This window comes from Rhodococcus (subgen. Prescottella) equi, assembly GCF_003013675.1.
Taxonomy (GTDB): Bacteria; Actinomycetota; Actinomycetes; order Mycobacteriales; family Mycobacteriaceae; genus Prescottella; species Prescottella equi.
Map to the genome: position 1 here is coordinate 1,878,152 of NZ_CP027793.1, position 14,001 is coordinate 1,892,152.

Here is a 14,001-nt window from a genome sequence, read left to right on the forward strand (position 1 = left end):
GGAGCATTCCCATGACGATTCGAGTCGGGTACTTCCCGAACAACAACTCCCTGTTCGCGCTGCGCCACAACGGACTGCTCGAACTCCGCCTGCCGGACGTCGAGTGGGTCGACCTGCGTGAGCTGCCCGCGCCGCAGCGGGTCGATCCGCGGCACGGGTTGCCGACGCTGCACTCGGACTGGCTCTTCGAGGCCGGCGGTTACGACGTCATCGGCACCGGCTTCACTCCGCCGATCACCGGTCTCGGTCAGGGCCGCGACCTCGTGTACGTCGGCATCTCGGGACCGCGGGTCGAGAACGGCCGGCTGGTCGCGCTGTCGGAGTCCGGGATCCGGACGGTTTCGGACCTGCGCGGCAAGCGGGTCGGTGTCGCGCACGGCTCGTGGCAGACCACCCTGGTGTTGCTGGCACTGGACCGCGACGGCCTCACGTGGTCGGACATCGTCCCGGTGGACGTCGACGTCGACCGCGGCGGAGCCGCGCTCCTCGCCGGGGAGATCGATGCGTGGGTCGGCGCCTACCCGGGCCTGGCCGAAGTGGAGGCGCAGACGAAGGTGCGGACCCTCGTCGACACTGACGGACTGTTCAGCCACCCGTCGCTGTGGTTCGTGCGGCGGGAGTTCGCCGAGACCCGCCGCCCGGAGCTCGAGGCGGTGATCGCGGCGCTGCAGGAGTCGGACGCCTGGATCGTGGCGAATCCGCGCGAAGCGGCGCGCTTCTTCGTCGAGGACGCGGAGCGTCGTGGCGGTACGGCCGACCTGGACCGATGGGAACAGGCGCTGCGCGGACGACCCTTCGGGATCGGCGCGGTGACCGATGAGTTCCTCGACGAGCAGCAGCGTGCGGCCGACCTGTTGCACGCCAACGGTCTGCTGCCGCGTGCCGTCACCGTGCGCGACGCGGTGCTGCCGTGGATCGGGGAGGTCGTCGAGGCGAGCCGTCCGGCGACGGTCTGAGGGGAGGGGAATCCGGCGGCCGTCCCGCTGCCGCCCACCGCTACCCTGGTATCCGAGCGTCTGCTGAGGTTGCGGCGCTGGTGAGCAGCAGGGATGGCGTCGATGGGCAGGCAGCGGGGCGGCCGCAGGAGCGAGGGCCGCGATCCTCGTGGCGACGGCGGGCCTGTCGCCGGCACCTACGAGATCGATACGGGAAACTGCGAGCTCGAGGAGGATCCGTTCGACCAGCAGAGCTGGATCCTGCGGATCAACGGTGAGCCGAGTTCCCACATCGATCTCGCCGATCCGCGAACGCTGGCGTTCGACTACATGCGGTGGATCTCGGAACTGGTTCTTTCCCAGTGGGATTCGTCGTCGAAACTGCGTGTACTCCACCTGGGCGGTGGGGCCTGCACGCTCGCGCGGGCCTTCGCGTCCCTGTACCCCGATGCGCGGCAGGTGGTCGTCGAGCTGGACGGCCGACTCGCCGTGCTGGTGCGGGAGTGGTTCGACCTGCCCCGCGCGCCGCTCCTGCGGGTGCGGGTGGGGGAGGCGCGGGCGGTGACCGAGACGCTCACCGAGGACAGCCGCGATGTGATCGTCCGGGACGTGTTCGCGGGCAACAGCACCCCACGTCCGTTGACCACCCTCGAGTTCACCCGCCAGGCACGCCGTGTGCTCGCGCCGGGCGGAATCTACGTCGTCAACTGCGGTGATACCCCGGACCTGCGTGGCGCCCGGGCCGAGGCGGCGACCATCGGCGAGGTGTTCGAGCACACCGCGATCATCGCGGACCCGGCGATGCTCAAGGGCAAACGCGACGGCAACATCGTGATCGCCGGCAGCGACGTCCCGATCGCGACGTCGTCGGCCCTCGCGAGCCGCGTCCTGGGCGGAGGTACTCAGGCGCACGTGTGGCAGGACGCCCAGGTTCGGAAGTTCGCCGAGTCGGCCAGGGTGCTCCGGGACGATGCAGCAGCCGCTGCGGAATCGCAACCACCGCAGGGCTGAGGCGGCGAGCGCCATCTTTGCGGTGGCAGCCGTCGACGCCACCGCAGGTTCTCTGCAAGCGCCCTGCTCCGTCAGCCGTTGCTGCCGCAGCCGTTCACCGATCGCGTTCGCCGGGTGGACTTCTCACTCACGACACCTTGCTGCGCGGCGCTCAGCGCGCACAATGCCACGCATCGCGCTGCTGCTCGGACACCGGGATGTGAGGCGATAGCGCGGATCATGCCGACCGTCGATGACATGGAAGCTGCCCTTCTCTTCGAACTCGGTACTCGCGGAACCCCACATAGAATACCCTGAGGGGGTATACCCGATTCGGCGCTGCGTGGTCACGCGCCTGTGCACGTCCGCGCGCAGGCGTCGATCAGGCCGCGCGGGGTCCGGCTCGGCCGTGTGCGGGGACGGGCTTTTTGTGCGGGTCGACGGTGCTGGGTGGGGTGAACCACGGCTTTCTGTCCGGGCCTATGTGGACTTCCCAGTGGCTGTGGTGCAGCAAGGTGTGGTGGTAGCGGCAGAGTAGGACGAGGTTGTCGAGGTCGGTGGGTCCGCCGTCTGCCCAATGTTTGATGTGGTGGCCTTCGCAGTGTGCGGGTGGTGCGCCGCAGCCGGGGAAGGCGCAGCCGTGGTCGCGGGCGATCAGGGCGCGGCGCTGTTTCTTCGACACGGTCCTGCTGGTGCGCCCCAGATTCAGGGGGACGCCGTCGTCCATGACGATGGGGGTGAGGTGGCAGTCGCAGGCGAGCCGTCGGGCGGTGGCGATCGACAGGGGCCCGGTGTGGGGTAGGCGTGCGATGTCTTTGTCGCCGAACAGGTCCGACCCTTCGTTCGGATGCGTCCACTCGTGAGCCGACTTGCTGCGGGCGAGATCGCTGGCGTTCACATGGAGTGACAGGTGGGGCCGCTCGCCGCCCTCGGTGGGGGCGTCGCCGGAGTCGAGGTAGCGGCGCAGGATCTCGGCGAATGCGTCCGCCCGCTGCCGTGCCGGGGTGCGTTTTTCGGCGGGGTCGTCGAGAAGATTCCTCGGTTTGGTCAGTGCCGAGAGTGCCGTCAGGAGCATCTCGCCGGTGACGGCGTCGAGGTCACCTTTGACGGAGACGCGGCCGTTGAGTGTTTTGGAGGCGTGGAATTCGTTGTGTTCGGTGTCTTCGCTGGGTGGGAGTTCGTCGGATTCGAAGATCCGCTCCAGCCGGGAGATGCAGGTGCGGACGGTCGTGGTGGTTGCGGCGGGGCCGGACGCGGCGTCCAGCAACACTTTCCGGCACGAATCGAGCGCTTCCATGGGCATGCCGCGCGGCGGGGTTTCGCAGAACTTCCCGATCAACGAAGCATGCTCGGCCGATACATCTCCGGCGTTGAAGGCGTCGGCGATCTCGGGTTGCCGGCTCAGCATCCGGCCCAATGCGAGGATGCGTGCGGCGGCCGGTACCTCCAACAGTGAGTTCGCGGCCAGCCACTGCTTGACACTGCGAAATCCGAGGGTGTCGAACGAGACTGCGCGCTCGTCGATTTCGGCGATGGTGGCTGCGCGTAGTGCTTCGAGTTGTTCGATCGCGTGGCAGATGTCGAGGCCGGTTTGTACCAGCAGGATTTCTGGCAGCGTGTGCACGTCTTCTGGTCGCGGTGCGGTGACCGTTACCAGCGAATTGAGTCCCCCCGGATTCATGACCCGAGTTTAGTTCGAACTGATGTTCGAGTCAATGCTCCATGGTGCGACTTGCCTCTGAGGTGTCGTCGTCCGAAGCCACCTCGCGCGCTGCTCGTACTCCGACCCAGGCTCCGCCGAGGGTGAACCCCAACAGGCACGCGGCGCCGGCGAAGCCGAGAGCGGTGAGCATCGCTTCGGACATCGGGATCAGTGCGCTCAGGCCGGCGACGATCGCGAGTCCGCCGCCGATATCGGTCCACGGCCTGCTCGCGCCGTGTGCAGCGGACCAGGTCTCGTCGCTGTGCATGGTCGTCGGGGTGCGGATGCCCGCGAGAGAGTTCCTCCCAAGGCGTCCGGTGGCGGCCGCGCGTGAGGTCCAGGTGATCGCGATACCGGCGATCACGAACGTCAGACACAGGGTTATCCGCAAGCCGATCGAATCCATGTCCCCACGCTAGGCCAGGTGCGGTCGAATCGGGTGAATCGACGCAGGGCTGTCAGTGATCGGCAGGGAGTTGCGATGCGTCCGCGGGCCGCCCCTCGGTGAAAGCGGCGAGTGCCTCGGTGTTCGCCGGTCCGCCCAGCATCTCGCGGAAGTGGGCATTCTCCCGTTCCCGTGCCTCTGCGATCGCGGTCCGCAGCGGTTCGGTCATCGTGCGTTTGACCGCGACGAGGCTGGAGATCGGTTTGGAAGCAAGGATTTCCGCGTGTTCGCGGGCGACTGTCAAGAGCTCGTCCGGCGTGCACACGCGCCATGCCAGACCCATCTCCTTCGCCTGTGAGGCGTCGATCCACTCCGAACTCAGCAGTGCCCACGCCGCGTTCTGCCGCCCGATCAGCGCCGGCATCAGGTAGCTCGATCCGGCCTCGGGGACGACGCCGAGGTTGGTGAACGGATAGCGGAGACGTGCGGTGTCGGCCATGAACGTGAGGTCGGCGAACCCCAGGATCGTCGCACCGGCGCCGAGTGCAAGACCGTTGACGGCGCAGATCAGCGGCTTCGGGAAGGCAGCCAGTGCGTCGACGAGTCCGTTGAAACCGTGCTTGCCGCGCTGATAGTCCGGGTCGGTGTTGAGCGCCTGCATCTCTCGGAGATCGGTGCCGGCGCTGAAGGCGCGGCCGTTCCCGGTGAGCAGCACGACGGCGACGGTCGGGTCGTCTGCCGCGTCCAGGAGCGCTTCGGTGGTGGCGTCGTACAGGACTTCACTGAACGCGTTGAGTGCCTCGGGGCGGTCGAGTGTGAGGGTTCGGACGCGGGCGTTGTCCTCTACCAGGATGCTCATACTCGAAGACTAGAACGAATTTCAGGGGCCGGGTAGGTCTTTCTCGGGCCCGGTCCGCGCTTTGCTTAAAAACTGATATCACTTTAATATCTGTTTCGAACGAGCGCGGCCGAGCGGGCCGTGCGGACGAGGAGGGCACGCGATGGCATCCGAAACCGAAGTCGCCGGTAGGGGTGTGGTGGAAGCGACCGGGGTGGTGGAGCGTCTCGGCTGGTCCGCCAACGGGTGGCCCGTCGCGGTCGGCGGACTGCTCGCGGTGCTCGCGGGCGCCGGGGTGATCACGGCCGGGGTTCTGCTGTGGTCGGACGTGAACATCCCGCTGATCGTGGCCGGCTCCCTGGTGGTCGTCGCGGCGCTGATCGCGCTGGTCGGACTCGTCCTCGTCGAACCCGGCCAGGCTCGAGTCCTCCAGTTGCTGCAGGGTTCGTACGCCGGGACGCTGCGCGAGGACGGGCTGCGCTGGATCAATCCGCTCAACACCCGGCGGGCCATCTCCACCCGAATCCGTAACCACGACACCGGCAAAGCGAAGGTGAACGACGCCGACGGCAATCCGATCGAGATCTCCGCCGTCATCGTCTGGCAGGTGCGCGACACCGCCCGCGCGACGTTCGACGTCGACGACTTCGAAGAGTTCGTGGCCGTCCAGACCGAGGCCGCGGTGCGCCACATCGCCGGCAGTTACCCGTACGACGGTGACGGCACGTCGATCTCGTTGCGGCAGAACGCCGACGAGATCACCTCCCGGTTGTCCGAGGAGGTCGGGGAGCGGGTGCGGTCGGCGGGTGTGCAGGTGATCGAGTCGCGCATCAACCAGCTGGCCTACGCGCCGGAGATCGCGCAGGCGATGCTGCGGCGGCAGCAGGCCGGTGCCGTCATCGCGGCCCGTGAGCAGATCGTCCACGGCGCGGTCGGGATGGTCGCGTCGGCGCTGGATCGGCTCGAACGTGAGCACACCGTCGAACTCGACGAGGAGCGCAAGGCCGCGATGGTCTCCAATCTGCTGGTGGTCCTGTGCGGAGACCAGAGCGCCCAGCCGATCGTCAACACCGGCACGCTCTACCAGTAGGCTGCGTCGTCATGGTCGAACGCAAGAAGGTGCTGTTGCGCCTCGACCCCGCGGTGCACGACGCGCTCGCACGGTGGGCTGCGGACGAGCTGCGAAGCACCAACGCCCAGATCGAGTTCCTGCTGCGCCGCGCGCTCGACGACGCCGGACGGGCTCCGGCCGGTGCGGAGCGCATGCGGCGGCCGGGGCGTCCACGTAAGGACGAGGAACAGTAGAAGGGGCCCGGCGGTGAAAACCGCCGGGCCCCTTCTCGATTCGTTCAGCTGCGGGTGAAGCGGGCGGGATCGCTGCCCGGTACTTCCGCCACCTGGCCGCGAGCGACGAGGTGGCGCAGGTGGGCTGCGGCCTCGGACAGCGCCATGCCCTTCGCCATGGGGTGGAACTTGTCCCACGGCCGGTACCACTTCATCCGTTCGGCCACCTGCCACACCGTGATCTCGTCGTCGGCGAACGCGCCGTAGAGGTGGTCGAGCCGCTCCTCGTGGTGATCGAGCAGTTCCCCGGCCCGGCCCGCGACGTCGGTGATGGGAACGCCGTGCGCCCCCAGCCCGCGGGTGATGTCCATCTTCTGCACCCGTCGCAGCGAGTCCATGAACTCGGCGAGCGCGTCACGCTCCTCGAGCGGGTACACGAAGTTGCCGACGTGCGGGGTGGTCTTCTGCAGCACATGGTCGCCGGTGAACATCACGTCGGCGTCCTCGAGGTAGAAGCACACGTGGCCGGGCGTGTGGCCCGGTGTGTAGACGGCCCGCAGGCTTCGACCCGCCAATGCGATCAGTTCGTCGTCGACGAGGATCCGGTCGGGGGCCGATTCCGGCCCGACCGGCGGGTCGCCCTGTGCGGACTTCTGGAAGGCCTCCCGATCGGCGACCGGCGCGCCGGCCCGCTCGAGGTTGGACAGCTGGAAGTCCATCCACTCCTGGTCCCGGCCCGACGACATCTTCTCGAACATGTCGTGGTCGGCCTCGTGCATCGCGATCCACGCCCCCGACGCCTCCCGGACGCGTCCGCAGAGGCCGGTGTGGTCGGGGTGGAAGTGAGTGAGCACGACCCCCTCGACCTCGGACACCGAGTGCCCGACCGACTCGAGGCCCGCGGTCAGCCCCTCCCAGCCCTCGTCGCCGTCCCATCCGGCGTCGACCAGTATGAGTCCGCCTGGCGACTCCATGGCGTAGACGAGCGTGCTGCCCAACGGATTGTGGGACATAGGAACCGTGATCTGGAAGATGCCATCTCCGATGGCCGAAGCATCACTCATGCGCGCAACCTCGTTGACTAGTTGAAACCCGTTCTAACTATGTCTCCATAGTTACCCCGTGGCGCGCGGCCGCGGTGAGGCAGGTCCCACTCGACGGAAAACGGGGGCTAGGCGACCAGGTCGGCGTACTCGGGATGGGACTGGACGTACTTCGCGACGTACGAGCACGACGGCACGATCTTGAGGCCCTGCTCGCGGGTGGTGTCGAGGGCAGCCTTGACGACCTGCCCGGCGACGCCCTGCCCACGGAAGTCGGGCTCGGTCACGGTGTGCCCGAAGTCGCGGATCCCGTGCGCCTCGACGTAGTCGGCGTAGCCGGCGAGGGCGTCGTCGACGTAGATCTCGAAGCGGCTCTGATCCGCGTTGTGCTCGATCCTGTTCGCCACGGTCGGGCTCCTTTCGTGTTGCTTACGATCGCACGTTACCTCGGTACAAGGCCCGGCCCGGATCGGTCTATTCCCGCGGACCGGCTTTGCCGAACACCGCTTCGGTCGCGCGCCCCGATGAGATACTGATGACGCAGCATCGAGGCTCTTCCGTTTCAGACTCAGCCCTTCGAGGAACAGAGGTCGTGCGGTGGACGACAAGCAGTTGGACGATTCCGAGTTCGACGAACTCGGTCCCATCGATTACGCGGTCGTGGAATTCCCGGCCGGGCGGAATCCCGACGGCTCCGCGCTGCCGATCCTGGTCGACCTGGTCGAACGCGGCATCATCCGGGTCCTCGACCTGGTGTTCGTCCGGAAGGACGACGACGGCTCGGTGGTCGGTCTCGCGATCGAGGATTTCGGGTTCGGCAGCGAAGTCGACGTCACGCTGTTCGCGGAGGCGTCGTCGGGGTTGCTCGACCGCACCGACCTCGACGAGGCGGCCGTCGCGCTCGAGCCGGGCAGGTCCGGAGCGATCCTCGTCTACGAGAACTGCTGGGCGGCACCGTTCGCGACGGCGCTGCGACGTCAGGGCGCGCAACTGGTGGCGTCCGGGCGCATTCCGGTCCAGGGCGTTCTGTCGGCGCTCGACGCGCTCGACGCCTCCACCTGAGAATTGAGGAGCAATCATGCCGGGTCTTCTCCGAGGCGTAGCCCGCACCGCCGTGGTCGCAGGAACCGCCACTGCGGTGTCCAATCGGGTGTCGCGCAGGCAGGGCCAGCGCTGGGCAGCACAGCAGGCTCCGCCCCAGTACGAGTCCGCGCCCCAGTACGAGCCCGCACCGCAGTACCAGTCGGCGCCGCAGTACGAGGCCGCACCGCCGCCCCCTGCGGCGCAGGCGCCGGCCGCCGCGGGAACCGTCGACCGGATCAGCGCGCTCAAACAACTCGGCGAACTCAAGGCGCAGGGAGTCCTCACGGAGGAGGAGTTCGCCGCGGAGAAGGCCAGAATTCTGGCGTCGTGACCCACCGAGGAGGAGCCGAAGATGGACAGCTTCTGGAACGTCGTCGCAGTGATCCTCGCCTGCTTCATCTTCGGCGCATACCTCATCGTCCTGTTCGCGGTGTTCGCCGATCTGTTACGAGACCACAAGATGTCGGGGGTTGCGAAGGCGTTGTGGATCGTTTTCCTGATCTTCTTGCCGTTCGCGTCGACGCTGGTCTACGTCATTCTCAAAGGTGACGACATGGCGCGCCGGGCGCACTCCGACTTCGAGCGGGTCGAGCACGCCGAGCACGAATACGTCGAGCGCATATCTCGGGGTTCGCGCGCGCACCAGATCCACGAGGCGAAGCAGATGCTCGACGCCGGCCTCATCGACGACGCCGAATTCCAGGAACGGAAGCAGCGGGCGCTGAGCTGAGCCGCCGCGCTTACCCCATTCCGGACGTCCGGCCTGGAATAGTGCACAGTCATGGAATCTGTCGGGGAGCCACGATGCGTGCGCTGAAGGTGCTAGCGACCTGTTTCGGGTTGGTGCTCGGTCTGCTCACCCTCGCGGTCGTCACTCTCGTCGAGTGGGTCTGGCTGTCCGAACCCGTCCGGACCAACTTCGCGTACGTCGGCGAGTACTCGTACGGCAGCGTCTCGGTGGCGATCCAGCCCTCGTCACTGCTGGTGGCGCTCGTGTATCCCGTGGCGGGCGCAGTGCTCGGATGGTTGTCAGCCGTCGCGGCGATCCGGTTCGGTTGGAAGCTCACGCGTGGCGACTCTTGAGCGCCGCGGATTCAGGAGTTCCCTTGGCCTGAAGTTGACGACCGTAAAGTCGTGCTGTGCGGTGGATTCGGGTAGGAACGGGCGTGTCGGTAGGGCTGGTGCTGTGTCTCTTCGCGCTTCTGATCTCGCCGCCGGGATCACTGTGCGCCGACAGCGCAGCGTCGTACGTTCCGGGAGCCTACAGGGAGGCCCATCGGATCGGGCCCTTCCCGATGGCGCTGTGCACGACCGGGGTCGTGGGCGGATCCGCTGAGACCGAGGTGGTCGTCGCATGGGGAGCGGCCGTATCGATGCTGCTGGGGATGGTTCTCGCAGGGGTGTCGGTGCTGGCGTTCCGGAGGGAGCGGTCCGGGCGCGTCTGATCGGCCGTCGCGTGCCGGTGGGTTAGGTTGCCGCGATGAGGACTCTCGCGACGGCGTCCATCGTGTCGGTGTTGTGTGCGGCATCGGTGTGGCTGTTCGTGGCGCCGCAGCTGGTGAGCTCGGGAATGGTCGAGCCGGGACCGTTGATCGGGTTGATGGTGGTGCTTCCGACGCCGATCGGGTTGATCGCCGTACTCGTCGGGGCCCTTTCCGGCGTGGTGCTCCTGGTACGGAGGCGCCGGCACGCCGGCGTGGGGCCACTGTTGATGACGCTCGGACAGTTCGTGACCGCCGGTCTTGCCGTGTGGATCGTCTTGTGGGCGTTCGGGTTCGGCACGACCGGGTGGGAACTGATCGCATTGCCGTCGTCGTTGCTGGTCGGCCAACTGGTCGTCGCGACAGGGCTGCTCTCCACCGTCGTCGCCGGCCGCCGCCGGTTGCGCGCGCGGTGGGTGGCCGTCGAGCCGTAAATCAGGTTGTCGAGGAAACCTCGTCGGCCTCCCGCTCGTCCCCGGACTCGACGTAGCCGCGGGTCGGCCGCGCCAGGATCTCGAGCACCAGGAGCGCGAGGAGGGTGCCGACGACGATCCAGAACACGACGAGACCGGTGGGGTAGCGCCAGAAGACCAGGAGCAACGCTGCGATCCCGATGATCGTGCAGCGCAGCGGAACCCGAAGCTGGAATGCCCATCGTTCGATGCTGCTCGGGGTGTGGCCGTGCACGGGACGGTTGACCACGGTGACGGCACGACCGAACCCCCGCCGCACGGCCATGGCCGAGGAGGATCCGCCGACCAGATAGGCGCCGACCGCGACCACCAGCGCCGCCACCGCCACTGCGCGCAGGCTGGTGCGCAGCGGCACGAGCACCGTGTCGACCACCGCGGCCGCGGCATCGGCGGACAGGACGTCGGCCGGGATGTCGTCGATGTAGATCGCGCGGGCCACGAGTATCGCGATCGCGAGGACGAGCATCCCGAGTGCCACCGACAGCCCGGCGAGTGACAGGGTGCGCAGGCGACGACCACGTGGAGCGAGCGCGACCGCACCGGCGATGCAGGCTATGCCGAGCCACGGCAGTACTGCGGACGCCTTGTCGAGTGCGTTGACCGCGCGTTGGGCTTTCACCAGATTCGGGGACTGGAACAGCACGAACTGCTTGTCGACCGACGGAATGTTCTGCGCGATCGTGAAACCGCGGTCGGTCAATGCGGTCTTCACATTCTCGATGATCGTTGCCAGCGAGATGCTCACGGTGCCGCTCTGATCGACCTCGACGGAACTGATCCCGTAGTTGCCGGTGACGACCGACACGAGGGCGCCGTGGGCGCGGCGGTTGGCCTGGATCCACAGATCCTCGAACTGTTGGGATTGCACGAACGTCGACACCGTGTCGTGGACGAAGCTCTTCGTCTGACCCGCGATCACGGGCGACAACCCGGTCAGGAGCTGATTGACGCGCGGAGCGTTGGACGCGACGTTCGAGGCTTCGGTGATCGCGCCCAGCGCTTCCGCGGTGAGCGCGTCGATGTCGACGCGGCTGAAGATCTCGTCGGTGATCTGGTTGGTGACCTCGGCCTGGATCGCAGGATCCTCGCCGAGCGGTGCGACGGTGGTGATGTACCGGTCGGTGTCGAGGATCTGGCTGCGCACGAAGCGGGACGTCACCGACACGATCGCCAGGACGGCGACGAGAACGAGTAGTACGGTCACCCCGATCCAACGCAACGTGTGTCGAGGTGGGCGGGCGGGCGCCGCGGTGGCCGAACCCGCTTCGGCGACCTGGGTGCGCAGCGTCGCAACCTCGGCGCGAAGGCGTCGCAGCTCCGCCCGTTCGTCGTTGTCGAGCGGACCGTTTCCGGCGTCGTTCGTCATGGCCGCGACGTCTCCTCAGGGTTCCAGGTGGCAACCGCCCAGATGACCACGGCGTTGAGCGCGATGATCGAGATCGCCCACATCGGGTAGTTCGGCAACCACAGAAAGTTGACGAGAATCGACACGCCGCAGATCACCATCGCGGCCACCCGGGCCCACGCGCGGCCGGTGAACAGCGCCGCACCGGCGGCGGCGACGACAATGCCCAGTACCACGTGAATCCAGCCCCACCCGGTCTCGCCGAGCTGGAATCGGTAGTCGGCGTCCAGGTCCAGCACCTTGTCACCGTCGACGGCGGACAGGCCCTGGAGGGCTTCGAGCAGGCCGACCGTGACGAGCAGGACCGCGCCGCCCAGTGCTGTTCCCTTCGCAACGGCCTGCTCGACCACCGTGTCGCCGGCGAAGAGCCCGTCGTGACCGTGGTTCTCGGGCGTGCGGTCGGACATGGGTGCCCCTTCCGTCGGCGCAGAATCGTGCACGGAACATGATTGTGCTCCGCTCCCACGATTCCGGGACCGAGTTCGCCCAGGTTCCTCAGTCCGTCAGGAGCCGCGATCGGCGAGCGCGACGACGTCCGTCACTCGGCACCTTTCGGTTCGTGGCCGGAAGGACCGAGGGAATTCGGTGCCTCGCCGTCGATCTCGTCGTCCGGCGGGTCGTCGACGATGCGGGCGCCGCCGAACCGCGTCGCGAACGCCGTGTCGACGGAGGCTGCGAACCGGCCCAGCTGGTCGAGGGCGTCCGCGAGATGGCGCGGCACGAAAGGATTGGCCGAGACGTCGACGGACGCGTTCAGCCGGTCCTCGTCGAGAGTGAACCGGATCGCGGGCCAGCGGCGGGTGAGGTCGCAGATCATCTCCGCGGCGCGGGTCCGGCCGGTGATCGAGTGCAACAACGGCATCCACGCCCGCACCAGTGGTTGATCGGGGTGCGCGATCACGAACACCGGATGGTCGTCGAGCGTGAGCACGACGTCGCCGTCCTGGTCGAGGCGGGGCATGAACCCGAGCGACTGTTCGACCGCCCGCGCGATGAGTTCGCGTAGCTGCTGCGGATCGTCGGGCACCGTCGCGACAGTGTCGTCCACGTACGGGACGGCGAACTCGTCACCGGTCTCGACGTCCGGGATGCCCAGCAGGTCGGAGCCGGCGAGGGTGCCGACGATCTCGGGTCGCAGGAAACTCGGATGCGGGACGCTCCACACCTCGCGCAACGTCGTCACGGTCATTGCGGCACACTGGTCGGCCCAACGTTGTTCGCGATCGACGAAGAACGCGGACGAACCCTCGTCTGGGTCGTCGTCGGGTCCGTGGGTGGGTGCGGACCAGCCCAGGTTGCGGAGGATGTTCTCGGCTGCCGGGGCCAGCTGGTGGCGGGGTGCGAGGTACGCGTTGGACGACACCTCCCCACGCAGCATGACCTCGTCCCATACGAGGAACTGCACCCACGGGGCGAAACCCTCCACCGTGGATTCCTCGGCCCACTCGAGGACGAGGACGTCGTCGTTGCGCATGGCAGCGAGGTGGTCGGCGAGGCGGCGCTGGAAGCGGTTCCAGGACCGGTCGATTGCTGCGTCGAAGGTGTCGGAATCGATCATGAGCCCCCTGTCATTCCGGATGGAGCCTCACCGGGCAAACCTGGAATCGGGCGCCCGGTGATGTGGTGATCAAGGTAGCGCGGACCCCCGACAGGATCGTGGACGGCGACCCCGGCGTGTGGCCGTTCAGCCCGCGAGCAGCGCCGTCGCGCCGGCGGGGAGCTCGGCCCCGGTGCGGCGGAAGATCTCGGCGGGCCGTCCGGCGCCACCACTGCTGGTCCGCCCGGTCGTCTCGAGTGCCTCGACGACCAGTCGCCGGAACGTGTCCTTGGGGAGGGGGCGGTCGTAGATCGCTTCGTAGAGCCGGCGCAGTTCGAGCACCGTGAACTCCTCGGGCAGCAGCCCCGACGGATCGACGTGCCGGGAGTAGCGGGCCCGTAGATCGTCGACCGCGTGCGACACCATCTCGGCGTGGTCGAATGCCAGGGGTTCGCCGGGGCTGCGGTCGTCGATCCGCACCAGTCGCACGTCGTGGGGCAGTCGGTCGACCGGCAGCGCCGCGCCGTGGGCCATCGACAGCACCCAGCCGCGGTCGTCGCGGTCCGGCGCGTCGAACATCGCGAGCTGATGGAAGTCGGTGCCGGTGAGGTCGGCCTTCGTGCTCAGGGCCCGCTCGGCCGCATCGGACAGGCGTTCACCCGGATGCAGGAAGGTGCCCGGCAGCGCGAGGCCGCGCGGCCCGTCGACCACCACGACGGCGAGTCCGCGCTCGTCGACGGTGAGTACCGCGACGTCCACGGCGACCGATGGACGGGGATAGTCGGTGAGGGACTTCTCGTTCACGGTTGCAGATTAGCGCACCCATGATCTAATCTTTAGCGCAA

Annotated in this window: 19 protein-coding genes; 10 read left to right on the plus strand and 9 right to left on the minus strand. The window is 67.7% G+C overall.

The window, feature by feature from the left end; genetic code table 11:
- Positions 1–11 precede the first annotated feature (11 nt).
- Both C7H75_RS08945 and C7H75_RS08950 read left to right on the plus strand, forming a co-directional pair.
- Complete coding sequence (locus tag C7H75_RS08945; protein ID WP_022595013.1) at positions 12–956, plus strand: ABC transporter substrate-binding protein; 945 nt, start codon at positions 12–14, stop codon at positions 954–956.
- Between the two features lie 102 nt (positions 957–1,058).
- Positions 1,059–1,946 (plus strand): spermidine synthase, encoded by an 888-nt coding sequence (locus C7H75_RS08950; protein ID WP_175271913.1) that lies wholly within the window; start codon positions 1,059–1,061, stop codon positions 1,944–1,946.
- Positions 1,947–2,307: 361 nt separating this feature from the next.
- Here the strand turns inward: C7H75_RS08950 and C7H75_RS08955 are convergent, their stop codons facing one another.
- The 3 genes from C7H75_RS08955 to C7H75_RS08965 are packed head-to-tail and all read right to left on the minus strand — an operon-like array spanning position 2,308 to position 4,871.
- Positions 2,308–3,606, minus strand: coding sequence for an HNH endonuclease signature motif containing protein (locus C7H75_RS08955; protein WP_106851236.1), 1,299 nt, complete (start codon positions 3,604–3,606; stop codon positions 2,308–2,310).
- Between the two features lie 31 nt (positions 3,607–3,637).
- Positions 3,638–4,033: an SdpI family protein gene (locus C7H75_RS08960; RefSeq protein ID WP_005514228.1), complete on the minus strand. Its 396-nt coding sequence runs from the start codon at positions 4,031–4,033 to the stop codon at positions 3,638–3,640.
- A 52-nt stretch (positions 4,034–4,085) separates the two neighbouring features.
- On the minus strand, positions 4,086–4,871 hold the full coding sequence (locus C7H75_RS08965; RefSeq protein WP_106851237.1) for an enoyl-CoA hydratase/isomerase family protein: 786 nt from the start codon (positions 4,869–4,871) through the stop codon (positions 4,086–4,088).
- 142 nt (positions 4,872–5,013) lie between these two features.
- On the opposite strand from C7H75_RS08965, the gene C7H75_RS08970 reads away from it, so the two are divergent.
- Entirely contained in the window at positions 5,014–5,940 is a 927-nt protein-coding gene (locus C7H75_RS08970; RefSeq protein WP_005514225.1) for an SPFH domain-containing protein, read from the plus strand.
- A gap of 11 nt (positions 5,941–5,951) precedes the next feature.
- The gene (locus C7H75_RS08975) at positions 5,952–6,155 is read left to right on the plus strand and encodes a type II toxin-antitoxin system antitoxin (protein WP_005514223.1); all 204 of its coding nucleotides are present in this window, start codon (positions 5,952–5,954) and stop codon (positions 6,153–6,155) included.
- A 44-nt stretch (positions 6,156–6,199) separates the two neighbouring features.
- Here the strand turns inward: C7H75_RS08975 and C7H75_RS08980 are convergent, their stop codons facing one another.
- Positions 6,200–7,198 carry an MBL fold metallo-hydrolase gene (locus C7H75_RS08980; protein WP_005514222.1) on the minus strand — a complete coding sequence of 333 codons (999 nt, stop codon included), beginning with the start codon at positions 7,196–7,198 and terminating at the stop codon, positions 6,200–6,202.
- Between the two features lie 107 nt (positions 7,199–7,305).
- Complete coding sequence (locus C7H75_RS08985; protein WP_084980227.1) at positions 7,306–7,584, minus strand: GNAT family N-acetyltransferase; 279 nt, start codon at positions 7,582–7,584, stop codon at positions 7,306–7,308.
- Positions 7,585–7,789: 205 nt separating this feature from the next.
- Here C7H75_RS08985 and C7H75_RS08990 point away from each other — a divergent pair, with 205 nt between their 5' ends.
- From C7H75_RS08990 to C7H75_RS09015, 6 genes are all read left to right on the plus strand, one after another.
- Positions 7,790–8,239 (plus strand): DUF6325 family protein, encoded by a 450-nt coding sequence (locus C7H75_RS08990; RefSeq protein WP_172504570.1) that lies wholly within the window; start codon positions 7,790–7,792, stop codon positions 8,237–8,239.
- Between the two features lie 16 nt (positions 8,240–8,255).
- On the plus strand, positions 8,256–8,591 hold the full coding sequence (locus C7H75_RS08995) for an SHOCT domain-containing protein (protein WP_037084417.1): 336 nt from the start codon (positions 8,256–8,258) through the stop codon (positions 8,589–8,591).
- Positions 8,592–8,612: 21 nt separating this feature from the next.
- Positions 8,613–8,990 carry an SHOCT domain-containing protein gene (locus tag C7H75_RS09000; protein ID WP_106851238.1) on the plus strand — a complete coding sequence of 126 codons (378 nt, stop codon included), beginning with the start codon at positions 8,613–8,615 and terminating at the stop codon, positions 8,988–8,990.
- A 74-nt stretch (positions 8,991–9,064) separates the two neighbouring features.
- On the plus strand, positions 9,065–9,343 hold the full coding sequence (locus tag C7H75_RS09005) for a cell division FtsX domain-containing protein (protein WP_106851239.1): 279 nt from the start codon (positions 9,065–9,067) through the stop codon (positions 9,341–9,343).
- 83 nt (positions 9,344–9,426) lie between these two features.
- Positions 9,427–9,705, plus strand: a complete 279-nt coding sequence (locus C7H75_RS09010) for a hypothetical protein (RefSeq protein WP_159025980.1) — start codon at positions 9,427–9,429, stop codon at positions 9,703–9,705.
- A gap of 35 nt (positions 9,706–9,740) precedes the next feature.
- Positions 9,741–10,175 (plus strand): hypothetical protein, encoded by a 435-nt coding sequence (locus tag C7H75_RS09015; protein WP_106851241.1) that lies wholly within the window; start codon positions 9,741–9,743, stop codon positions 10,173–10,175.
- A 1-nt stretch (position 10,176) separates the two neighbouring features.
- On the opposite strand, the gene C7H75_RS09020 is transcribed toward C7H75_RS09015, so the two are convergent.
- The 4 genes from C7H75_RS09020 to C7H75_RS09035 form a co-directional block, all read right to left on the minus strand.
- On the minus strand, positions 10,177–11,580 hold the full coding sequence (locus tag C7H75_RS09020) for a hypothetical protein (protein ID WP_106851242.1): 1,404 nt from the start codon (positions 11,578–11,580) through the stop codon (positions 10,177–10,179).
- Positions 11,577–12,026: a DUF7144 family membrane protein gene (locus tag C7H75_RS09025; RefSeq protein WP_005514211.1), complete on the minus strand. Its 450-nt coding sequence runs from the start codon at positions 12,024–12,026 to the stop codon at positions 11,577–11,579. Before C7H75_RS09025 ends, C7H75_RS09020 begins: the two co-directional genes overlap by 4 nt.
- 131 nt (positions 12,027–12,157) lie before the next feature.
- Positions 12,158–13,177, minus strand: a complete 1,020-nt coding sequence (locus C7H75_RS09030) for a TY-Chap domain-containing protein (RefSeq protein WP_081185386.1) — start codon at positions 13,175–13,177, stop codon at positions 12,158–12,160.
- Between the two features lie 126 nt (positions 13,178–13,303).
- Entirely contained in the window at positions 13,304–13,960 is a 657-nt protein-coding gene (locus C7H75_RS09035) for an NUDIX hydrolase (RefSeq protein ID WP_084867319.1), read from the minus strand.
- Between the last annotated feature and the right edge of the window lie 41 nt (positions 13,961–14,001).